This is a genomic window from Halomonas icarae (assembly GCF_009901955.1).
GTDB lineage: Bacteria > Pseudomonadota > Gammaproteobacteria > Pseudomonadales > Halomonadaceae > Halomonas > Halomonas icarae.
Map to the genome: position 1 here is coordinate 2,413,232 of NZ_WUTS01000001.1, position 22,413 is coordinate 2,435,644.

Annotated in this window: 20 protein-coding genes; 11 read left to right on the top strand and 9 right to left on the bottom strand. The window is 57.8% G+C overall.

What is annotated here, in order from left to right:
* Positions 1 to 129: 129 nt before the first annotated feature.
* A complete protein-coding gene (aptA, locus tag GRB80_RS10890; RefSeq protein WP_161423597.1) occupies positions 130 to 1,473 on the bottom strand; it encodes an omega-aminotransferase AptA in 1,344 nt (447 codons plus the stop codon).
* Positions 1,474 to 1,855: 382 nt separating this feature from the next.
* On the opposite strand from aptA, the gene cofG reads away from it, so the two are divergent.
* The 11 genes from cofG to GRB80_RS10945 all read left to right on the top strand — a co-directional run bounded on the left by cofG (position 1,856) and on the right by GRB80_RS10945 (position 12,631).
* A complete protein-coding gene (cofG, locus tag GRB80_RS10895) occupies positions 1,856 to 2,983 on the top strand; it encodes a 7,8-didemethyl-8-hydroxy-5-deazariboflavin synthase CofG (RefSeq protein ID WP_161423598.1) in 1,128 nt (375 codons plus the stop codon).
* A 28-nt stretch (positions 2,984 to 3,011) separates the two neighbouring features.
* A complete protein-coding gene (gene cofH, locus GRB80_RS10900; RefSeq protein ID WP_161423599.1) occupies positions 3,012 to 4,229 on the top strand; it encodes a 5-amino-6-(D-ribitylamino)uracil--L-tyrosine 4-hydroxyphenyl transferase CofH in 1,218 nt (405 codons plus the stop codon).
* Positions 4,226 to 5,185 (top strand): 2-phospho-L-lactate transferase, encoded by a 960-nt coding sequence (cofD, locus tag GRB80_RS10905; protein ID WP_161423600.1) that lies wholly within the window; start codon positions 4,226 to 4,228, stop codon positions 5,183 to 5,185. Before cofH ends, cofD begins: the two co-directional genes overlap by 4 nt.
* Complete coding sequence (cofC, locus tag GRB80_RS10910) at positions 5,182 to 5,883, top strand: 2-phospho-L-lactate guanylyltransferase (protein WP_161423601.1); 702 nt, start codon at positions 5,182 to 5,184, stop codon at positions 5,881 to 5,883. The genes cofD and cofC overlap by 4 nt, the downstream gene beginning before the upstream one ends.
* A complete protein-coding gene (gene cofE / locus GRB80_RS10915) occupies positions 5,820 to 6,662 on the top strand; it encodes a coenzyme F420-0:L-glutamate ligase (RefSeq protein WP_237561972.1) in 843 nt (280 codons plus the stop codon). The genes cofC and cofE overlap by 64 nt, the downstream gene beginning before the upstream one ends.
* Complete coding sequence (gene npdG / locus GRB80_RS10920) at positions 6,659 to 7,324, top strand: NADPH-dependent F420 reductase (protein WP_161423602.1); 666 nt, start codon at positions 6,659 to 6,661, stop codon at positions 7,322 to 7,324. Before cofE ends, npdG begins: the two co-directional genes overlap by 4 nt.
* Before the next feature lie 57 nt (positions 7,325 to 7,381).
* A complete protein-coding gene (locus tag GRB80_RS10925; RefSeq protein ID WP_161423603.1) occupies positions 7,382 to 8,386 on the top strand; it encodes a TIGR03842 family LLM class F420-dependent oxidoreductase in 1,005 nt (334 codons plus the stop codon).
* Positions 8,387 to 8,510: 124 nt separating this feature from the next.
* On the top strand, positions 8,511 to 9,743 hold the full coding sequence (locus tag GRB80_RS10930) for a Zn-dependent hydrolase (protein ID WP_161423604.1): 1,233 nt from the start codon (positions 8,511 to 8,513) through the stop codon (positions 9,741 to 9,743).
* Positions 9,744 to 9,776: 33 nt separating this feature from the next.
* On the top strand, positions 9,777 to 10,946 hold the full coding sequence (locus GRB80_RS10935) for a Re/Si-specific NAD(P)(+) transhydrogenase subunit alpha (protein WP_161423605.1): 1,170 nt from the start codon (positions 9,777 to 9,779) through the stop codon (positions 10,944 to 10,946).
* Entirely contained in the window at positions 10,946 to 11,230 is a 285-nt protein-coding gene (locus GRB80_RS10940; RefSeq protein WP_161423606.1) for an NAD(P) transhydrogenase subunit alpha part 2, read from the top strand. The genes GRB80_RS10935 and GRB80_RS10940 overlap by 1 nt, the downstream gene beginning before the upstream one ends.
* Before the next feature lie 6 nt (positions 11,231 to 11,236).
* Positions 11,237 to 12,631 carry an NAD(P)(+) transhydrogenase (Re/Si-specific) subunit beta gene (locus GRB80_RS10945; protein WP_161423607.1) on the top strand — a complete coding sequence of 465 codons (1,395 nt, stop codon included), beginning with the start codon at positions 11,237 to 11,239 and terminating at the stop codon, positions 12,629 to 12,631.
* A 673-nt stretch (positions 12,632 to 13,304) separates the two neighbouring features.
* On the opposite strand, the gene GRB80_RS10950 is transcribed toward GRB80_RS10945, so the two are convergent.
* From GRB80_RS10950 to GRB80_RS10985, 8 genes are all read right to left on the bottom strand, one after another.
* Positions 13,305 to 13,949, bottom strand: coding sequence for a TetR family transcriptional regulator C-terminal domain-containing protein (locus tag GRB80_RS10950; protein WP_161423608.1), 645 nt, complete (start codon positions 13,947 to 13,949; stop codon positions 13,305 to 13,307).
* Positions 13,950 to 14,125: 176 nt separating this feature from the next.
* Positions 14,126 to 14,566: a DMT family transporter gene (locus GRB80_RS10955; RefSeq protein ID WP_161423609.1), complete on the bottom strand. Its 441-nt coding sequence runs from the start codon at positions 14,564 to 14,566 to the stop codon at positions 14,126 to 14,128.
* Positions 14,567 to 14,606: 40 nt separating this feature from the next.
* The gene (gene codA / locus GRB80_RS10960) at positions 14,607 to 15,869 is read right to left on the bottom strand and encodes a cytosine deaminase (protein ID WP_161423610.1); all 1,263 of its coding nucleotides are present in this window, start codon (positions 15,867 to 15,869) and stop codon (positions 14,607 to 14,609) included.
* A 68-nt stretch (positions 15,870 to 15,937) separates the two neighbouring features.
* Positions 15,938 to 17,194: a cytosine permease gene (codB, locus tag GRB80_RS10965; protein ID WP_161424325.1), complete on the bottom strand. Its 1,257-nt coding sequence runs from the start codon at positions 17,192 to 17,194 to the stop codon at positions 15,938 to 15,940.
* 162 nt (positions 17,195 to 17,356) lie between these two features.
* Complete coding sequence (hydA, locus tag GRB80_RS10970) at positions 17,357 to 18,796, bottom strand: dihydropyrimidinase (RefSeq protein WP_161423611.1); 1,440 nt, start codon at positions 18,794 to 18,796, stop codon at positions 17,357 to 17,359.
* Positions 18,797 to 18,837: 41 nt separating this feature from the next.
* Positions 18,838 to 20,331, bottom strand: coding sequence for an NCS1 family nucleobase:cation symporter-1 (locus GRB80_RS10975; protein WP_161423612.1), 1,494 nt, complete (start codon positions 20,329 to 20,331; stop codon positions 18,838 to 18,840).
* Positions 20,332 to 20,401: 70 nt separating this feature from the next.
* The gene (locus GRB80_RS10980; RefSeq protein ID WP_445351972.1) at positions 20,402 to 21,220 is read right to left on the bottom strand and encodes a nitrilase-related carbon-nitrogen hydrolase; all 819 of its coding nucleotides are present in this window, start codon (positions 21,218 to 21,220) and stop codon (positions 20,402 to 20,404) included.
* Between the two features lie 643 nt (positions 21,221 to 21,863).
* Positions 21,864 to 22,413, bottom strand: a 550-nt coding sequence (locus GRB80_RS10985; protein ID WP_161423614.1) for an aldehyde dehydrogenase family protein, incomplete at its 5' end; no start/stop codon positions are given.

Below are 22,413 nucleotides of genomic sequence, written 5' to 3' on the forward strand. Positions count from 1 at the left end.
AGGGGTTGTAAAGATCCTGGCTGCGCCCTTGGCGATCGACGCGAGCGCCGTTGATCAGGTGGCCGAGTGCTGTCATGAATTACCTCTTGCTGTTGCGTTGTTGTGGGAAAATTCCGCCGTGAGAAAGGCTCAATCGAGCTCGCCGATGACCTCGCCAAGCACATTGACGACCCGGTCGATCTCCTCTTTCTCGACGATAAAGGGCAGGCCCAGCTGAATCGTGTCGGCGCCATAACGCACATAGAAGCCCTTCTCCCAGCACTTCATGGCGATCTCGAAGGGCCGACGGGCAGGCTCGCCGGGGTAGTGCTCGATCTGCAGGGCACCGGCGAGGCCGTAATTGCGAATATCGCTGATATAGCGAGTCCCCTTGAGGCTGTGCAGGGCGTCCTCGAAGAGCGGACTCATCTGGCGCACCCGCTCGATAAGATTCTCCTGCTCCAGGATATCCAGTGAAGCCATGGCCGCGGCGCAGGCCACCGGATGGCCGGAGTAGGTGTAGCCATGGGGCAGCTCGAGCATATAGTCGGGTCCACCCTGCTCCATGAAGGTGTTGTAGATCTCGCCGCTGACCATCACGCCACCCATGGGCACCGCGCCATTGGTGAGCTGCTTGGCGAAGTTCATCATGTCGGGAACCACCCCGAAGGCGTCGGCCCCGGTCATGGCTCCCATGCGCCCGAAGCCGGTGATCACCTCGTCGAAGATCAGCAGGATATCGTTGGCATCGCAGATCTCACGCAGGCGCTGCAGATACCCCTGGGGAGGTGGAATCACGCCAGCCGAACCGGCCAGCGGCTCGACGATGACCGCGGCGATATTGGAGGCATCATGTAGCGCGATCAGCTCCAGCAGATCCTCGGCCTTCTCGGCGCCGCGCTCGGGCATGCCCCGAGTAAAGGCGTTCTGGGCCATCAGGGTATGGGGCAGGTGATCCGCGTCCACGCCCTGACCGAACAGCGCGCGGTTGGCACCGATGCCACCCAGGCTGATGCCGCCGAAGTTGACTCCGTGATAACCCTTGGCTCGGCCGATCAGCTTGGTCTTGGTGGGCTTGCCCTTCTTGCGCCAGTAGGCGCGGGCGATCTTCAGGGAAGTGTCGGCACTCTCGGAGCCGGAGCCGGTAAAGAAGGCGTGGTCCAGCCCTTCCGGCGTCAGCTCACGCAGGCGATGGGCCAGCTCGAAGGCCTTGGGGTGGCCAAACTGGAAGGCCGGCGCATAATCCAGCTCGCGCAGCTGACGGCTGACGGCATCGGCAATCTCGGGGCGAGAGTGACCGGCACCACAGGTCCATAGCCCGGAAAGGCTGTCGAAGACCCGACGGCCATCGGCATCGATCAGGTAGCTACCCTCGGCGCCGACGATGATCCGCGGGTCGCGCTTGAACTGACGGTTGCCGGTGTAGGGCATCCAGTAGGCATCCAGCTGCTCGGCACTCAAGCCGGCGGCGTATCGAAATTGTTGTGCGGTCATCGCGTCGACTTCCCTTGTTATGGATACCAGCCGAAGGCTGGTATCAGTCAAACCTCTCGATTGAGATCGTCAAGCTCCAAAGCTCACCCTACCCCTTCACCCACATCAGTTAAACAATACTTCATTTAGCCTAATGAAAGCATTTGGTTAACTTACCCCCTCCCTTCCCCATACCCCTACCAGACTTACGCCGAAATCAGTCGTGTACGGCCACCCGATCAGCTCCTCTCGCCCGATTCTTTACCTAGCAAATACTTTGTTTTCAGCCTTCTAGCTACGAACATAAAAATAATTTGACCATTCTGAAAAATATGGGCTAGTGTTAAGTTTACTGCTTGGTAAAAAAACTTATAAGCGCACAACAATAACAGGAGCGCAATCCATGCTGACTCATTCAGAAGCCTTGGCACTTGAGAAAGCGCCATCTCGCGAGTTCGAGGAACTCTCCAACTGTGCCGCTCAACTGCGGAATACGCATTGGGGCAGGACCTTGACCTATTCGCGCAAAGTTTTTGTTCCGCTCACCAATATGTGCCGTGACGACTGCGGCTACTGCACCTTCGTTCAGAAACCAGGTTCTCCCGCCGCCAGAGTCATGACCCCGGACGAGGTGATGGCCGTGGTCAAGGAGGGTGAAAGACTGGGCTGCAAAGAAGTACTTTTCAGCCTTGGCGAAAAGCCGGAGCTTCGGTATGCCGAGGCCCGTGAAGCGCTAGCAAGGCTCGGCCACACCAGCATGATCGACTATCTCATCGAGATGTGTCGCCGCGTCTTGGACGAAACCGACCTACTGCCCCACGTCAACGCCGGAACCCTTTCGGATACAGAGATCGCGCGTCTCAAGCCAGTCAGCGTCAGCATGGGCATGATGCTCGAGAACATCAGCCGCCGTTTACTGCAGCGAGGTCAGGCTCACTATGCCTGCCCCGACAAGGTCCCAGTTCAGCGTTTGCGCACCCTGGAGCGCGCCGGCCAGCATGGTGTTCCCTTTACCACCGGCATCCTGATCGGCATCGGTGAAACCTGGGCAGAGCGCGTCGACAGCCTGATGGCGATCAACGCCTTGCACCAAAGCCATGGTCATATCCAGGAAGTGATCGTCCAAAATTTTCGCGCTAAGCCGGGCACTGCCATGGCCAATCACCCGGAGCCGGACCTGAACGATATGGTACGCACCCTGGTTCTAGCACGGTTGCTGCTGCACCCATCCATCAGCCTCCAGGCTCCTCCCAACCTTGAGTCTCGCTTTGCCGCCTACATCGGCGCCGGGATCAACGACTGGGGCGGCATCTCCCCGGTAACCATCGACCATATCAACCCCGAACGTGCCTGGCCTCAAATCGAAGCCTTGCGTCAGGCGACGGCTCGCTGCGGTTATGGTCTGGAGGAGCGGCTTGCGGTCTATCCGCGCTACTTGAAGTCGTCGAACCGCTTCCTGGCTGCACCCATCGCTGCTCGTCTCGACGCCATTACACGCGAGGACGGTCTCGCTCTGCAGCAGTGCGGCTAACCGCGCATTTTATAGAAGGAGAGATCTCATGAGCACAACAACAGCAGAAATCCGCTCGTTGATCCGGCACCCGGCAGAGCTGGCGAGCCACCGAATTCAACGCAAGACACGGCGAATTCTGGAAAGTGTTCTTTCCGGAAGAGAGCTCAGCGAAGCCGATGCCATCTATCTCTTTCAGGTCGAGGGTGCCGACCTTGATGCACTGACAGCAACAGCAGATGAACTGCGCCGGCGTCGTGTCGGCGATGATGCGACCTTTGTCATCACCCGCAATATTAACTACACCAATATTTGCTACATGGGCTGCCGCTTCTGCAACTTCGCCAAGCACAAGAGCGACCCCGAGGCGGAGTTCTTCGATCTCGAAGAGATCGTGAGGCGTGCCCAGGAGGCCTGGGAGCGTGGCGCCACTGAGGTTTGCATACAGGGAGGACTACACCCGAATATTTCCGGTCACTTCTACCGGGATATTCTCAAGGCCATCAAGGCAGTCCTTCCAGACATGCATATCCACGCCTTCTCGCCCTTCGAAATCTGGTTTGGGGCTCATAAGAGCCGCCTACCCTATCGCGACTTCATTCGCGACTTAGTCGATTGCGGATTGGGATCCATGCCGGGGACGGCGGCAGAGATCCTCGATTCCGAAGTGCGCAAGCAGTTAACACGCGACAAGCTGACCACCGAGCAGTGGGTGGAGATCATCACCACGGCCCACGAGGAAGGGCTGCCAACCACCTCGACCATCATGTATGGCCATATCGATGGCCCTGAGCACTGGGCGGCACATATCGGCCTATTGCGCGACATCCAGAAACGCACTGGCGGATTCACCGAGTTCGTGCCGCTGGGCTTCGTGCACCACAAGACGCCGCTGTTTCTGGAACACGACGGCGTGCGCCCGGGCCCTACCCGGCTGGAGCATATCCGCATGCACGCCGTTGCCCGCCTGATGCTGGACGGCTGGATCGACAATATCCAGGCGTCCTGGGTGAAGCTGGGGCCGGAACTGGCGCGCCAGATGCTGGCGGCGGGCGTCAACGACCTGGGTGGCACCTTGATGAACGAGAGCATTTCGCGGGCCGCCGGTGGGGAGCATGGTCAGGAAATGCTGCCCGAGGAGATGGCACATATGATCCGCATGATGAATCGTCGTCCAGTGCGTCGTAACACCCTGTATCAGGCCGTGGAAACCTTCGACGGCCCCGTATCACAGCCACGACGGCAGGCCGTTGGAGGCGTGGCATGACACTGCGTATCACTCTTTTGGCTGGTGGTGTAGGAGGCGCCAAACTGGCCGAGGGGCTGGCCAGCCTCTGCCCGCATGACACGCTCTCGATCATCGGCAACGTCGGCGACGATCAGGAGTTCCACGGCCTCTGGGTATCACCCGATATCGATACCCTGACCTATAGCCTTGCCGACATGATCGATCGCCGGCAGGGGTGGGGACTGACCGACGAGAGCCATCGTGTTCTGGCAGGCCTCGAGCGATTCGGTTGCGATACCTGGATGCTGCTGGGCGATCAAGACATGGCAACGCACATCTTCCGTACCCAACAACGACGACAAGGTGTTCGCCCCAGCATCATCGCCAAGAGAATTGCCGGGTCACTGGGAGTCGAGATCAATCTGCTACTGCCCACGGATGACACTGTTCAGACTCGCCTGAGAACCGATCAGGGATGGCTAGCATTTCAAGAGTATTTCGTTCGAGAGCGTTGCCGACCCGAGGTGCATGAAGTGCGTTTCGAGGGTGCCAGCAAAGCACGCCCGACCCCTGAGGCTCTAGCGGCCATCGAGAGGGCCGATATTGTACTGATTGCTCCTAGCAATCCCATCGTCAGTATCGCGCCTATCCTGGCCGTACCCGGCATTCGACAGGCCTTGGAGCGCACACATGCCACACGAATTGCCATATCTCCCCTGATCGGCGGTCGCACCGTAAAGGGTCCTGCCGATCGCATGCTGGCCGCCATGGGCTATCCCTGCAACAGCCAGGGAATTGCCGCATGCTATGCGGGCCTGATCGACGGCCTCGTAATCGACCTCAGTGACGCGGCCGACCGCCGCTCCCTGGAGGCAGAGGGCCTGCAGGTGCTGACCACCGGCACCCTCATGCAGAGCGGGGACGACAAGGCGAAGGTGGCCGACCGGATGCTCGCCTTTGCCCATGCCTGCCGTCGAGAGGAGGCCAACGCATGAACCACTATCCGCTTATCGTCATTCCCATCAAGGCGTTTGATCTAGCCAAGACACGTCTGGGTGAGCGGCTGTCGCCGGACCACCGTTCGCGCCTGGCACAACGGCTGTGCGAACGCACCCTGAGTTTTCTGGCACGGCACTTTCCCGAACACGATCGACTGGTCGTCACCGCCTCCGCGTCGATCGGTGATCTCGCCATGGCTCACGGGGCTCAGGTGTTAGAAGAGCCTGGCGTCGACGGCCTGTCACAAGCGGCAAGCCGCGCCGCCGCCTGGGCTCGCCGACATGGCTACGAGTCACAACTCCTGATCCCTGCCGACATCGTTCAACTCGATGAGCAGGAGATCCGTCGACTGCTGGCGTCGTTCAGCGGGGGGCCAGGGGTCGTGATCTGCCAGGCCAACGACGGCGGTACCAACGCTCTGCTGACCGCTCCACCCGACGCCATGGTATTTCACTTCGGCCTCGATTCTGCTGCAGCACACTATGCAGAGGCCCGCCGGCGCGCTCTTCCCTGCCGAGTGCTGAAACTGAAGAATCTGAGTTTTGACCTGGATACCCCAACCGATCTCAGCACCCTGGAAGCGCTCATTCAGGGAAACGGCAGCGAGACACTGCAGGAGCTAAAGACACTATGGACACCGTGCATGACGCCCTCCGAGATGGCGCCACGGGCAGCCTGGCGAACGACGCCATGATGCTGATGCCGGATAGCGTCGCCCTGAGAGCCATCCCGGGAATTCCCGACATCCATCCGGGCAACGACCTGGCCCAGCTGCTGATCGAGGCACTGCGGCAGCGGGACATGCCTCTACATGACGGCGACATTCTGGTGATCGCCCACAAGGTAATCTCCAAGGCCGAGGGGAAGATCGTTGCCCTGGTCGACATCGAGCCGAGCCACGAAGCCAAGGTGCTGGCCAAAGAGGTGAACAAGGATCCCCGCAAGGTTCAGGTCATCCTGAACGAGTCGACTCGGGTGGTGCGTGCCGTCAAGCGGCCGGATCAGGACGAAGGCACCCTGATCGCCGAGCATCGGCTCGGTTTCATCTGCGCCAACGCCGCAGTGGATGAGTCGAATGTCGGCGCCGAAGAGACCGTCATCCTGCTGCCTCAGGACCCTGATGCCAGCGCCCGTCGACTTTGCGAGCGCCTGGAGGCCGCCTTCGGGGTGCGTCTGGGCATCGTGGTCACCGACACCTTCGGTCGCCCCTGGCGCATGGGCCTGGTCAACGTGGCGATCGGCCTGGCTCGGGTACCGGCACGTATCGATATGGTCGGCGAGCGTGATGCCTTCGGTCGGGTGATGTCGGTAACCGTGCCCGCCCTGGCCGACGAACTGGCCGCCGCCTCTGGCCTGGTCATGGGCAAGAGCGACAAGACGCCCGTCGTGCTGTTTCGCGGCATCGACTGGCAACCCTGCAAGAGTTCAGCGAGCGAGCTGATAAGACCCCAACAAGAGGATCTCTTCCGATGAGCATTGCAATTCTTGGCGGTACCGGCCCGCAGGGCCGTGGCCTGGCACTGCGCTTTGCCCGCGCCGGTACTCCCGTCGTTCTCGGCTCCCGCGATGGGGGCCGCGCTCAAGGCATTGCCGACGAGCTCAATGCCCAGCTCGAAGGCGCTGCCACCATCAGCGGCGAGCCATTGCGTGAGGCCGTGGCGGCTGCCGATGAGATGGTGATTCTGGCCGTACCCTACAGCGCACACGACGCTACGCTCGAGGCAATTCGGGATCTACTGCCCGGCAAAATCCTGATCGATATCGTGGTGCCGCTGGACGACGGCGATCCCAAGCGAGTGGACATGCCCGCCGCTGGCTCGGCCACCGAAGCGGCTCAGGCCCTACTCGGCGAAGAGGTACCAGTGGTCGGCGCACTGCACAACGTGTCCGCCGCCATCCTCAATCAGCTGGACCACTCGATCAACTGCGACGTCCTGGTCTGCGGAAATGATCTGGCCGCCAAGGAAAAGGTGATCGAGCTGATTCGTCAGCTTGGGGTCGAGGCCTACAACGCCGGTCCGGCCGTCAACGCACGCTGCATAGAGGCGATCACCCCCATCCTGATCCGCCTCAACATCTCCAAGAAGGTTCCCTTTACCCATGCGGGTATTCGTATCTGGGCACCCGACGCCTGAGATACTTGATAAACCAAGCAACATCCAATAAGCACAATGATAGTAAGGAGAAGAACAATGGAGTTCGGTATCTGCTTCAAGGGCTTTGTTAGCCCCGATCGCGCTCGCAACCTCGTCAAGCAGGCTGAGGCAGCCGGCTTTGACTACTGCTGGTTCTACGACTCCCATATCCTGTGGCGTGAGTGCTATCCGGCCATCGCCATGTGCATGGAACACACCACGAGGATGCGTTTTGCCCCCTGCGTGACCAATCCCAACGCGCGTGACTGGTCGATGGCGGCTAGCCTCTTCGCCAGCCTGGCCAAGCAGAGTGGCGGCCGCTTTGATATCGGCCTGGGTCGTGGCGACAGCTCGGTTCGCGTCATGGGCAAGAAGCCTGCACCGCTGGCCCGTGTCGCCGAGTTTACCCATAAGGTCAAGGCGATGGTCCGTGGCGAAGAGGTGATCTACGGAGAGTGCCCCGAGCCGGTCAAGTTTCCCTGGGCCGACGGCTACGAGCTGCCCGTTCACATTGGCGCCTATGGCCCCAAGGCACTGAAGACAGCGGGCGAAGTTGGCGATGGCGTCATCCTGCAGATCGGCGATACCTACCTTGTCGAGTGGCTCGCCAATCAGGCCATTCAGGCCGGCAAGGACGCCGATCGCGACATGTCCGATTACAAGGTGGTCGTCGCAGCGCCGGCCTATTTCGGTGACAAGGAGACCTGCATCGAAGCGACCAAATGGTTCCCGGCGATGGTGGGCAACCACGTCGCGGACATCGTGGAGAAGTACGGCACCGACAGCGGTCTGGTGCCCAAGAGTCTGACCGACTACATCGAGAAGCGTAAGGGTTACGACTACTCCAAGCATGGCCAGAGCGACAACCCTTACCTCGACTTCATTACTCCCGACATTGTGGAAAGTTTCTGCGTTCTGGGACAACCGGAGGACCATGTTAAAAAACTAAGGGATCTTCAGAAAGCCGGCATGACCCACTTCAACATCTATCTGGATAATGGCGACGAGGAAAATATCATCGCCCAGTATGGCGAGCATGTAATTCCCAGCTTCCGCCGCTGACTCCCGGTGCCGGTGGCATCGCCACCGGCACCCTAGCGAACCAATCGTTAACAAGGCCCCCAAGGGGGTCCGGGCCACTCTGCGTCCCGATTATCGACACCACAACAGTGACAACGAGGTTGATATGAACGATATACGCATTAACAAGCAGCGCCTGTGGGACAGCCTGATGGAGATGGGCGAGATTGGCGGCACCGAGAAGGGAGGCTGCTGTCGCCTGGCATTGACAGATCTAGACAAGCAGGGTCGCGACCTCTTCGTGAAGTGGTGCGAAGAGGCCGGCTGCAGCATTACCGTGGACAAGATGGGCAACATCTTTGCACGCCGACCCGGCAAGGACAACTCGCTTCCGCCTGTGGCCATGGGCAGTCACCTGGATACCCAGCCCACCGGCGGCAAGTTTGATGGTGTTTACGGAGTCCTGGCAGGCCTGGAAATCTTTCGCACGCTGAACGAACAAGGAATCGAGACTCAGACGCCGCTGGAAACGGTGGTCTGGACCAATGAAGAGGGTTCGCGCTTTCCACCGGCCATGGTGTCATCTGGCGTGTTCGCCGGTGTCTTCGATTTGGAGTACGGACTTAGCCGCGCCGACCTCGATGGCAAGACCATGGGTGATGAGCTACGACGCATAGGTTACTACGGGGAGGCCGAAGTTGGAGATCGCGAGTTCAAGGCCTTCTTCGAAGCACATATTGAGCAAGGCCCCATCTTAGAAGATGAGCACAAGCAGATCGGGGTGGTAACCGATGCGCAGGGGCAGCGGTGGTACGAGATTACCTTGACAGGCCAAGAGTCTCACGCCGGGCCTACTCCAATGCCTAGCCGGCGTGACGCCCTGGTGGGTGCTGCACGCATTGTCGAGCTGGTCAACCGGATTGGCATGGAGAATCAGCCCAATGCCTGTGCAACGGTGGGCCTGATGCAAGTCTTCCCTAATTCACGCAACGTCATTCCCGGCCAGGTGTTCTTTACCGTGGATTTCCGCCACCCCGATGCCAAGGTACTGGAGAGAATGGATCAGGCCCTGCGCGAAGGTGCGGCAGGCATTGTAGAGGAAGCCAAGCTGGAGATGGCGTTCGAACAGATTTGGTACTCCCCCCCCGTGCCGTTCGCCGAACAGTGCGTATCTTCCGTGCGCAAGGCGGCAGAGGATCTCGGCCTCAGCCATCGCGAGATGGTCAGCGGCGCTGGGCATGATGCCTGTTATATCGCGCGCGTGGCACCCACTTCCATGGTTTTCGTGCCTTGCGAAAAAGGCATCAGCCACAACGAGCTAGAGCGTGCCGATGCCGATGACCTGGCTGCCGGCTGTAACGTCCTGCTCAAGGCAGTGCTGGAGCATGCCAACGGCTGAATCTAGCCATCGACCACGCCATGGAGAAGAACAATGCGAATATCGGTAATGCGAGAACACCACCCTGAGGAGCTCAGGGTGGCCCTGACGCCCGCCAATGTCTCAAATCTAGTAGGCGCGGGATGTGACATCTTCGTTGAAGCCGGCGCAGGAGACGCGGCAGGCTTTTTCGATGCCGACTACCGTAACGCCGGTGCCGAGATACTCGACACTCGAGCGCAACTGCTCGAGAAAGGCGAGGTCATCGTCTGCGTCGACGGTGCACGGGAAGAGGCTATGACAGATCTAAAACCGAATCATATATGCATCGGCATGATGGACCCCTTGAGCCGGCCCGAGCGCTTTCTGGGCCTGGCAGCCAGGGGAATTACCACCCTTGCACTGGAGCTGGTGCCACGCATCAGCCGCGCCCAGAGCATGGATGCCCTCTCTTCTATCGCCACACTAGCCGGCTACAAGGCCGTGCTGCTGGCCGCCGCTCAAGCGCCGCGAATCTTTCCTATGATGATGACCGCCGCGGGCACACTGAATCCGTCCCGCATTTTTATCATGGGAGCCGGCGTGGCCGGTCTTCAGGCGGCCGCCACTGCCAAGCGGTTGGGAGCCGTGGTCGAGGCCTACGATGTTCGTCCCGCTGCTCGAGAACAAATCCTTTCTGTTGGTGCCAAGCCCGTGGAGCTTGAGCTGGACACGTCCAGTAGTGAAGGCAAAGGAGGCTATGCCAGCGAACAGGACGACGACTTTCTGCAGCGTCAACGCGAACAGATGACAGCGGTACTGGCACAACAGGATGTGGTGATCACCACGGCAGCAATTCCCGGCGCCAAGGCGCCGGTGTTGATCACAGAGGAGATGGTCAAGGGCATGAAAAACGGTGCCATCATCGTCGACCTCGCCGCCGAGAGGGGAGGCAACTGTGAACTGACCCAGCCCGGCGAAACAGTAGTGGTCCATGGTGTCACCATCATTGGCCCCAGCAATATTGCCGCCACCCTGCCCAACCATGCGAGTCAGATGTATGGACGCAATATGGAGAACTTACTGCGCCATTTACTGAACGATGAGGGCAAGCTGACGCTGGATTTCGAAGACGAGATCATCGATGAAACCGTGATCACTCATTCAAAAGCGGTGCGCGCAGCGCGCATACGCGAACGCCTCCCGGTCGTGCCAGAAGCGGCTCATGCAGAGGAGATGGCCTGATGGAACTGCTTATCATGCAAGTCTCACTCTTTGTGCTGGCCGTCATTCTCGGCGTCGAGCTCATTACCAAGGTGCCGGCCACGCTACATACGCCACTGATGTCGGGCAGCAACGCCATTTCGGGCATTACCCTGGTTGGCGCCCTGCTGGCAGCCGGTTCCGGTGAGGTCAGTGGTGTCTGGGTGTCTGCCATCGGCATGATCGCCATCATTCTGGCAACCATCAATGTGGTGGGGGGCTTCCTGGTCACCAACCGCATGCTGCGTATGTTTCATAGGAGGTAATCGGCAATGAGCCTATCATTCGTCAATCTTTTCTATCTGGCGTCTGCGGTGCTGTTCATCGCCGGCATCAAGGGACTGACGCGTCCACGCACCGCCGTGCAAGGTAACCTGCTGGCTGCCATCGGCATGCTGGTCGCCGTTGTCGTTACGCTACTCAATCAGTCGATACTCTCCTACGGCTGGATTCTCGCCGGCGGCGTGATCGGCGCCAGCATCGGAGTACTGCTAGCCACGCGCATCCAGATGACCGCCATGCCTCAGATGGTGGCACTTCTCAATGGCTTCGGGGGTGGAGCTTCTCTTGCCGTGGCTACGGCGAGCTTCTTGTCGACGAGTGGTCCGGTAGCGCCGAGCGGCGCTGTCAGCCTGCTAGCCATCGGTCTGACCGTGCTGATCGGCGCCGTCACTTTGACTGGCAGCGCCGTGGCATTCGGCAAGCTGCAGGAGCTCCTGCCCGGCAACGCAATAGGATTCAAGGGGATCACGCTGTTCAATGCCGGGCTACTGGCTATTGGTGTAACCATCGTGGCTACTCTTACTACCGGCAACGGTGGCATTGGCCTACTGCTACTGCTGACCGCCATCGCGCTGGTGCTGGGCGTGACACTGGTCATTCCCATCGGCGGGGCCGACATGCCGGTGGTCATTGCTCTGCTCAACTCCTATTCGGGCGTAGCCGCCGCTGCCGCTGGCTTTATCATGGGGAACACCGTCCTGATCGTCTCGGGAGCTCTGGTCGGCGCCTCCGGGCTGATCCTGACACGCATTATGTGCGTCGCGATGAACCGATCACTCGCTGGTGTTCTCTTCGGCTCACTCTCCGAAGAGGAAGGAAAAGATATCGACGCCGATGAGATCTATGCCGGCAAGGTAAAGTCTTCATCGCCAGAGGAAGTTGGGATGCTGCTGGAAACCGCCCAGCGCGTGGTGATAGTACCCGGCTTCGGCCTCGCCATGGCACAGGCGCAGCACGCGGTACGGGATCTGGCCGACACCCTTGAAAGGCGTGGCGTTGAGGTGATCTATGGCCTGCATCCCGTGGCCGGACGCATGCCGGGGCATATGAACGTGCTTCTGGCCGAAGCCGAAGTGGAATACGACAAGATGCAGACCATGGACCAGGTGAACCCGCACTTCGCCCAGACCGACGTGGTCATCGTCATCGGTGCCAATGACGTGACCAACCCTATGGCCCGTGAGGACAAGGGCAGTCCAATCTACGGCATGCCGATCCTGGACGTGGACCAAGCGCGCACCGTGGTAGTGGTTAAGCGCAGCTTGAGCCCCGGCTTCGCGGGGCTGCCGAACCCGCTGTTCGCCAAGGACAACACTCTGATGCTGTTCGGCGACGGCAAGCAGGCCATTCTCGAGCTGACCGGTTCACTCAACGAGGCCGCCTGAATCCAAACCGGTGGCCAACCTGGCCCCGGTTTTCAACCATTACGCTGATTAAACCGGCAAGCATCAACTTCAGATGGGTCAAGGCAAGGGCAAGCACGCCCATCCGTCGAAAGGCTGGAAAAAGTCAAAATCACTTCCACAAAAAAACTCTAAATTATTTATTTGGCGATATCTAAAAGAAATAAATCATTGATGTTTTCGTAAAATACAAAATTAAACTATAAAAGTCGAAAGAGAGGGAAAATGAAAAAACAACACCATTATGGCAATTATCTTCCTGCGGGAAGCAGACATCTCGATAGCGTACGCAGAGAAGCTCTTTTCCGACTTAAGTTCCCCATTGCTGCGTAGTTAACTATACTAGACCTTCGATCAATAACAGCAAGAACACATCCTCCTTGCTTACGAGAATATTATTGCGCATAGCTGGGGCGGCACCTTCTTCCTCATTGATGTTAGCCACGGCATGGAAAAGACTAGCGGCCGGGTCCCCGAGCACACTGACTGGCGCCACGCATGGTCTTTCAGGTACAGTGAGGGATACAAAATATCAACGAGCACTCTACTAAATCTGTATTTATAACCACCTGATCAGGTCATGCTTTCCGGCTTCAGAAATAACAGTACAAAGTTTTTAGTGATGACCTTGCTTGTGCAGGCTGCAGGCACTTGATCAACGTAAGCCCAACCCTTTTAGCAATACGTGGGTAAGAAAATCACCGGCCTTGGTAAAGTCTTCCTCGTCCAGCTCGCTCTTGCCAAGCGCCAGGCTGATCTGCGAGGAGAAGTCGGCATAAGTCTGCGTCGACGCCCAGATGGTGAAGAATAGGTGTTCGGGATCGACCGGATCCATCTTGCCGCTCGCGATCCAGCCCCTCACCAGCTCGAGGTCAGCCTCCAGCTGGGGTAGAAGGTCCTTTTCGAGATAGTCTTTTAGATAGCTCCCACCTCGGATAACTTCGTTGGCAAACACTTTCGATCCGTCAGGATGAATCCTGGAAATCTCCAGCTTTCCTCGAATGTAGTTCTCCAGCATGGTGGCCGGCGTATCGCCCGCCTGCCCCATCAGCGCCATCTTCTCAATCCAGAGATCCAGAATATGCTTTAGCACATTCTGGTAAAGACTCTCCTTCGACGGGAAATAGTACAGCATGTTCTGCCTAGAGAGACCCGCGCTTTCGGCTATCGCCTCCAACGAGGAGCCGTCGAAGCCGTGTTCGGCAAACACGCCTTCAGCCGCAGTCAGGATCTTCTGTTCCAAAGCTTTTCGATTTGCTGAGCGACGCGACGTCGCCCGCTTGAAAGATGATTGACTCATGTCGCCTCGGCCGGTTCATGACGTGTTGTGCGATACGGAGCGGATGGGGCACCGGCACGACAGGCGCTACCGGAATGACAATTGCTTGGAATAGCCACATTCAAGAGTAATGGCCACTCAAAAAAGGGGCCGATAGAATACCGGTCCCTAAACCCTGCGTCCAGTTACGCCAACGCCTAGAACTTGCGGATGAGAACCACTCCTACAAAAAGCAGCAGTACGCCTAGCAGCCTCGGTGGGGAAACGGCTTGTTGGGGAAACCCCAGCAGGCCGAAGTGATCCAGCAGCACGGACGCCAGCATCTGTCCCGCCACGACAAGCGCCAACAGCGTGGCAGCTCCCAACTTGGGAGCAAAAGCCACCATCACGGTCACATAGAAGGCTCCCAGCACTCCGCCGGACCAGCTCCAGGGGGAGATCATGGAAAGCTGCTGCCAGCTGGGGACGATCAGGCGTGCGACCAGGGCAGCGGCCAGCAAAATCAGCGTACCCACGCCGAAAGAAACGGCCGCCGCCCACAGGGGGTGTCCCCAGCCACGCGCCAGGCCGGCATTGATGCCGGCCTGCATCGGCAGCATGGCGCCGGCTGCCAGCACCGTGATGAAGTGGTACCACATAGGGCTCAGATCTCCAAAGGCATCGTTCGACCGCGCACGTTCAGCGGCCAAATTCGTTGGCCAGATAGTCGGGAGTCAGGACGCGTGATGGCTCGCGCTGCATGATGATCCTGCCTTCTCGAATGGAGAACAGCACGTCCTGCTGACGCCGCAGTACATCGTAGTCGTCTTCGCCATCCAGCAAAATGCAGTTGGCCGGCCTACCCGGCACGATACCGTAGTCGGCTTCGATACCCAGCGTGCGGGCAGCGTTATCGGTAATGAAATCGAGAGCGCGGCTGAAGTCCGTATAGCCCATCATTTGGCAGATATGCAGGCCGAAATCAAGTGTTCTCAGCAGTCGACCATTACCCAGGGAGTACCAAGAATCTTGAATCGAGTCTTCGGCGAAACAGACGTTGATGCCTGCCGCATCCAGCTCCTTGACACGGGTCAGACCACGCCGCTTGGGGTAGGTATCAAAGCGTCCCTGCAGGTGGATACTCTCGGTAGGACAGGAGACAAAGTTGATACCCGAGTGCTTCAACAGGCGAAACAGCTTTGAGCAGTAGGCGTTGTCATAGGAGTGCATGGCGGTAGTATGGCTGGCCGTCACCCGGCTTCCCATATCGGCAAATAGCGCCTCGGTGGCCAGCACTTCAAGGAACCGTGAGTTAGGATCGTCGATCTCGTCACAGTGCACGTCTACCAGCCGGTTGTGAGTGCGTGCCAGGCGGATCGTTTCCTTCAGTGAAGCGTCTCCCAGCTCGCGCGTATATTCGAAATGCGGAATCGCACCGACCACATCAGCTCCAACCTCGATCGCCTTCTGCATCAGCTCCAGCCCGTTCGGATAGGAGAGAAGCCCCTCCTGGGGAAAGGCCACCACCTGAATATGTAGCCGCTCGCGCAGCTCGTCACGCAGCTCACAGAGGATCTTCAAGCCAACCAGGTCGGGGTCGCTGACATCGACATGCGTACGTACATGCTGAACACCCTGTCCGACAAGCAGCTCGAGCGTCGCCAGGGCACGACGCCTAATATCATCTCGGTTCAGCATTTTCTTTCGTTCGGCCCAGCACTCGATTCCTTCGAACAGTGTACCGCTCTCGTTCCAGCGTGGTTCACCGGCCGTCATGGCAGCGTCTAGATGGATATGAGACTCGATGAAAGGAGCACACAGAAGGCGCCCCTGGGCATCAATGGCCCCTTCCGTGGCCGGCTGATAGCCCATCTGGGGAGTCACGTCAGAAAAACGGTCCCCTTCGATATGCACCTCATGCAGGTCGATATGCCCACGCAGCCTAGCATTGACGATCCTCATGAAAACTCCTTGCAATGATTAAGAACGCGAAATGACGACACACCAACGCTGTGCCGTCACAGTGTTCGTCAGCTTTTTGCCACTCCAGGCATGGCGGCTTCGCGAAAGCAGACCAGCAGCACCGCATAAGCCAACACTGCAGTTACAATGCCCACCAGCGGCGGCAGTGCGGGCGAGAAGAAGGCAGCCATCGACCCCAGACCGTAGCCTCCCAGGCCGCGCCAGTTGAAATTTGGCAGGCGGGCCTCGGCAATGGGCGGATATTTCCCACGGTAGCGCAGCCAGAAATCTGCAATGATCACGCCGCCGAAGGGGGGGATGAACGTGCCCAGCAGCACAAGAAAGGGGATCAACATGTCATACATGCCGAAGACGGCCAGCAGGGTACCTACCGCAGCTCCGGCGAGTGTCACGATGCGTCGGTGCCGCGTGCGGATCAGATTGCACCCTGCCACGGCGAAGTTGTAGATGGTGTTGTCCTGAGTGGTCCAGATGTTGAGAAAAAGCATCAGCACCGCCAGAATCACAAACCCTTGGGCCAGCATGATATCGACGATATCAGCCTGCTGATAAACGAGAGCACCAAAGGCGCCGGTAATCACCATCAAACCATTACCTACAAAGAATGCTATCATGGTGGCGGCAACGGCTATGCGTGGCGAGCGCGCAAATCGACTCCAGTTCGTCGCCTGGGTACCACCACTGACAAAAGTGCCGATAATCACGGTTACGGCTGCGGCAAAGGTCATGTCTCCGCTTGGCATTTGCGTGATCAAGCCGGAAAATCCGCCAGCATCACTTAAACCAGTAAATAAGCTGATCAGGATAAATAACATCATCGCCGGAACGGCGAAGCGCGACAGCCAGTCAAGGCCGCGATAACCCACCATGGCGGTCAAGCAGAAGGCGATACCGAAGAAGATCATCAATGGCACTTCCATCCACGCCGGCAACCCGGTTGTCTTAACCAGCACGATCGCGATGGTTGCGGTGCCCCAGGCATACCAACCGATCTGGGTGAAACCCAACAGCATGTCGGAAAGTTTGCTGCCCACCTCTCCAAAACAGAAACGCCCCATAAGAACGGAGTTGAGGCCGCTCTTGCAAGCGATGTAGGCCAGCGCTGATGCGTATACGCCTAACAGCAGGTTACCTACCAGGATCGCCCAGAGGAGCTCCTGAAACCCGAAGGCGGTACCGATGCTACCTCCAGCCCACATGGTGGCCGTAAAGAAGGTAAACCCGAGCAACACTACGGTGGTGGAAAAAATCCCCTTGCGAAATTCCCAGGGAACCTCGCTCAGAGGATAGTCTGAGTGCTTCATCGTCATCATCTCTCATCATTATTGTTATCTTTATCCCGACCACCCTCTCCCCTGCGGACAGAAATCCCTTCTAAACCAGGAGAGCATATCGGGAAGCGGGTCAGGTCAGAGTCACCTGGCTGGCGGGGCTCAACCCCGCCAGCGTCACTTGCGTTTGCTTGGCTAGCGCTTCACCGCCTTGGGCTCGTTGAGCTCGGTCTGACGCGTCACGGCTTCGATCACCGGTGCGAAGGCTGGGCGTTCGACATAGCGGCCAGCGCCGCGCTCGGCGTTCAGCTCGCCATTGCACCACACGACCTTACCGCGACTCAGAGTATGCGAGGGAATCCCAGTCACAGTGCGACCTTCGAAGATGTTGAAGTCCACGTTCATGTGGTGAGTATCTGCCGAAATGGTGCGAGTGCCCTTGGGGTCCCATACCACGATGTCCGCATCGGCATCTACCGACACGCTGCCCTTGCGCGGATACATGTTGAAAAGCTTTGCCGTGTTGGTGGACGTGACGGCCACGAATTCGCTCAGGGTGAGGCGCCCCTTGTTAACTCCTTCGTCCCAGAGAATGGCCATGCGATCCTCGACGCCAGCGGTGCCATTGGGAATCTTGGTGAAATCATCGCGACCGGCCGCCTTCTGATCCTTGCAGAAGCAACAGTGGTCGGTAGCCGTGGTATGCAAGTTGCCACCCTGCAGGCCGTTCCAAAGAGCGTCCTGATGCTCCTTGGAGCGGAAGGGAGGACTCATGACGTGACCCGCCGCGATGTCGAAGTCTTCGCTGCGATAAACGCTATCATCGATACACAGGTGTCCTGCCAGAACCTCTCCGTAGACCCGCTGCCCAGCCGAGCGCGCACGGGTGATGGCGTCCAGGGAGTCTTTGCATGAGACGTGGACGATGTATATTGGAGTGTGCATCGCTTGCGCGACCTGAATCGCCCGGTTGGCGGCCTCGCCCTCGACGAAGGGCGGGCGCGACAAGGGATGCGCCTCGGGACCGGTGATTCCCTTGGCCAGCATCTCCTGCTGAAGCTGGTAGACCAACTCGCCATTCTCGGCGTGCACCGTCGGCATGGCGCCCAGCTCGACGCAGCGACGGAAGCTTTTCACCAGGGTCTCATCGTCCGCCATAATGGCATTCTTGTAGGCCATGAAGTGCTTGAAGCTATTCACACCGTATTCACGGACCAAGGTTTCCATATCTTCATGGACGGAGTCATCCCACCAGGTAATGGCTACATGGAAGGTATAGTCGGCAGCCGACTTTTCGGCCCACTCTCGCCACTGCTGGTAGGCGTCCAGAAGGCGCTGCCCCGGCTGGGGAATTACGAAGTCAATGATGCTCGTCGTGCCACCCGCCAGGGCAGCAGCTGTGCCGGTGTAGAAATCATCGCTGGCGACAGTGCCCATGAAAGGAAACTGCATATGGGTATGAGGGTCGATACCACCAGGCAGCACGTACTGCCCATCGGCGTCCACGACTTCGGCATCAGACGGCACATCCAGGTTTTCGCCGACAGCCGCAATTTTGCCATCTTTACAGTAGACATCGGCCTTAAATGTCCGGTCGGCGTTGACGACAACACCATTCTTGATCAAGACGGACATAATTTTCTCCTTAACATCTTTATTGGGATTATCAACAGAGATCACGACGCAACACTTGCCGTGACAGGGCGAGTCGCCTTCATCAATACAAGGTAAACGACGGCACCAACAAACACGCCGACGAACCATGCATAGTTGTAGATAGCTACGAAAATATCGGGAACGCTATCAATCAGGCCTGCCGCCGACAGAAAGCCGGGCAGATTTGGCAGGACTGCAAGAACAAGCGCGATCCAGGCCATGGGGTTCCAGCCACCGCTGTAGCTGTAACGTCCGTCGATCTTAAATAGGTCGTCGTGCGACAGACTTGTTTTTCGCAGCAGAATGTAGTCCGCCAGCATGATTCCCGCCAGAGGGCCCAGCAGCGCCGAATAGCCGAGCAGCCAGGTGAAGATATAGGCGCCGGTGGTCTCGAGCAGCTTCCAGGGCATGATGGCGATCCCCAGGCCGGCAGTGATGTAACCACCCATGCGGAAAGAGATCTTGCCTGGCGCCAGATTGGCAAACCCGATGGCTGGCGCCACCATATTGGCGGCCAGATTAGTGGTAACGGTAGCGATGACCAGGGCAAACAGCGCGACCACGACGGCAACTCCACCCATGCGCTCCGTAATGGCAACGGGATCCCACAATGCCTCGCCATAGATCACGGTGGTAGCGGATGCTACGGCTACAGCGATAAAGGCAAGTACGCCCATGGGAATCGGCAGACCAATCGCCTGTCCGACGATTTGGTGCTTCTGACTCTTGGCGAAACGAGTGAAGTCGGGAATATTGAGCGCCAACGTTGCCCAAAAACCGATCATGGCGGTCAAACCAGGCCAGAACACTTGCCAGAACTGCCCCTCTTTCGCTCCCCCTTCAACAAACTCGGAGGGGGAGGAGAGCATGGGGCCGAATCCGCCGGCCTTGGTGACCGCCCAGATCAACAGGCCGAAGCACATGGCGATCAGGAAAGGCGCCGCGTAGGTCTCTAGGAAGCGGATAGACTCGGTACCGCGCGCAATGAAGTAGACATGGGCACCCCAGCAAACCAGAAAACTGGCGAGCTGTGCCACATCAATGCCCAGCCCTGGTATAGGCTCACCCACCAGGGCACTATCGGTCAGAATATTGAGAATGGCGTAGATGGCAGAGCCGCCAATCCAGGTTTGAATACCAAACCAGCCGCAGCCTACAACGCCGCGCATCATGGCCGCTAACTTGGCTCCGGATGTGCCGAAGGAGGCCCTGAGTAGTACCGGAAACGGGATGCCATGTTTGGCGCCGGCATGCCCGAGCACCAGAATAGGAACAAGGATAATGGTATTAGCCAGCAGAACAGTGAACACCGCCTGCCACCACGACATGCCTTCAGGAATGAGGCTGGCCGCGAGCATATAGGCAGGCACGCACACCACCATCGACACCCAGAGGCTGGCAATATTTTGCCACGACCAGGTTCGCTCCTCCTTCTCTACCGGCGCAAGATCTTCGTTCCAAAGCTCGCTGCTGTAACCGACCTTCATTTGAGGGTTACCTGCATTTTCACTCATGACTCGGTTCTCTATCTTGTTGTTGTATGGCCGGAAATCACTATTTTCCGGCGTTGGTTCAGCAACCGGTTTAGTAGTCCACCAGTTCATCGTAGGTATCAGGTCGGCGGTCCCTGAAGAATTGCCAACCCTTGCGTACTTCGCGAATCATATCCAGGTCGATCTCATGAATCAGTAGTTCATCTTCATCTTCAGTGGCTTGAGCTTCGATCTGCCCCATGGGATTGACGATATAGCTGGAGCCGTAGAACTCGCCCATCCGATCGTCCCAGGGTGCCTCTCGTCCTACGCGATTGATCGCGCCGATAAAAACGGCATTGGCCGCCGCCGAAGCAGGCTGCTCGAGTCCCCAGAGATATCGGCTCTTGCCTTTGACAGTGGCAGAAGGATTAACGATGTACTCGGCTCCATTAAGTGCCAGGGCTCGCCAACCTTCTGGAAAGTGGCGGTCATAGCATATATAGACGCCCAGCTTGCAGTAAGCCGTATCGAAAACGGGGTAGCCAGAGTTTCCGGGCTTGAAATAGAGTTTTTCCCAGAAGCCGGGCACCGTATCGGGTATGTGATTTTTTCGGTACTTGCCCAGATAGCTGCCATCGGCATCGATCACGGCGGCGGTGTTGTAGAAGACTCCTGGCATAGCCTCTTCATAGATCGGCACCACAATAACCATGCGATGCTTTTTGGCATACTCTTGCATTAGTTTGGTAGTATAACCGTCCGGGATTCTTTCAGCCGCGTCATACCATTTGCTGTCTTGGCTTGAACAGAAATAGGGCTGGGTAAAGACCTCCTGAAAGCAAAGCACCTGCACACCCTTGGATGCCGCTTCATCGATAAGCGGCAGATGAGCCTCGAGCATTTTATCGCGGATCAAATCCGGCGACATCGAAGTGTCACCTTTTAGCGACATCTGTATGAGGCCACACTTGACTTTATTCGGCATTTTGCCACCTCTTCTGCACTGTTGGCTTCCTTATAGTTGTACAGAGAAACTCCCTTTCTCCACGGCAAATTCCTCCATCATATGTGCGACTTGACGGCATCTGGATCAGAGAGTGAAATTTATCGACATTCTGATTGCTCGGCTATGCTGTATTTATTTTTTACCTATCTGTAAAGATAGGGTGCATCAGCGAGAGCGTCAAGCAATTTTTTTACACATGGTCAAAACAATATAATCAGCACTTTCTTTTAAATATATATTGTCTAAATCTTCGATAATTGCTGTCATTAACACATGAATTTCGAATGATCCTTACCTGCAGTCCCTCCCAAAAAATCGAATCATTTCAACTTATGTGCTTTGACATTTACGATGAATTTATATTTCACAAAATACTAAATTAATATTATTTCATTTTATTCGCTGCGAAACTAAGAGCATTCAATCGGCTTCATAATCAGCGATATAAAGATGGAATCTCAGCGCAAGTTAAACGCAGAATAGGCCCCCTGAAACCAGGGGGCCTGAAGGAAAAATCGAGGAAGGCCGGCTTATTCTGCGACCCACTCCTCCTTTGGATGTGGCGTCAGGAGGGGAAGGAGAACTGCGCCCCCTCGCGCACGCCGGCGGAAGGCCAGCGCTGGGTAACGGTCTTGCGGCGGGTGTAGAAGCGAACCGCGTCGGGGCCGTAGGCGGAAAGGTCACCGAACAGCGAACGCTTCCAGCCGCCGAAGCTGTGATACGACACGGGCACCGGCAGCGGCACGTTAACCCCGACCATGCCGACCAGGATATTATCGCTGAAGTAACGTGCCGCCTCACCATCGCGGGTGTAGATGCAGGTACCGTTACCGTACTCGTGCTCATCGATCAGCCGCATGGCCTCTTCCATGCTGTCGACCCGCATGACCAGCAGCACGGGACCGAAGATCTCTTCCTGATAGCAGGTCATCTCGGGCGTCACATTGTCGATCAGGGTACCGCCGACATAGAAGCCCTTCTCAAAGCCCTCGACTTGAACATCGCGACCGTCGACCACCAGGGTCGCGCCCTGCTCCTCGGCACTGGCGATATAGCCGCAGACCTTTTCCTGATGCGCCTTGGTGATCACCGGACCGAAGTCGTTGCTCTTGTCG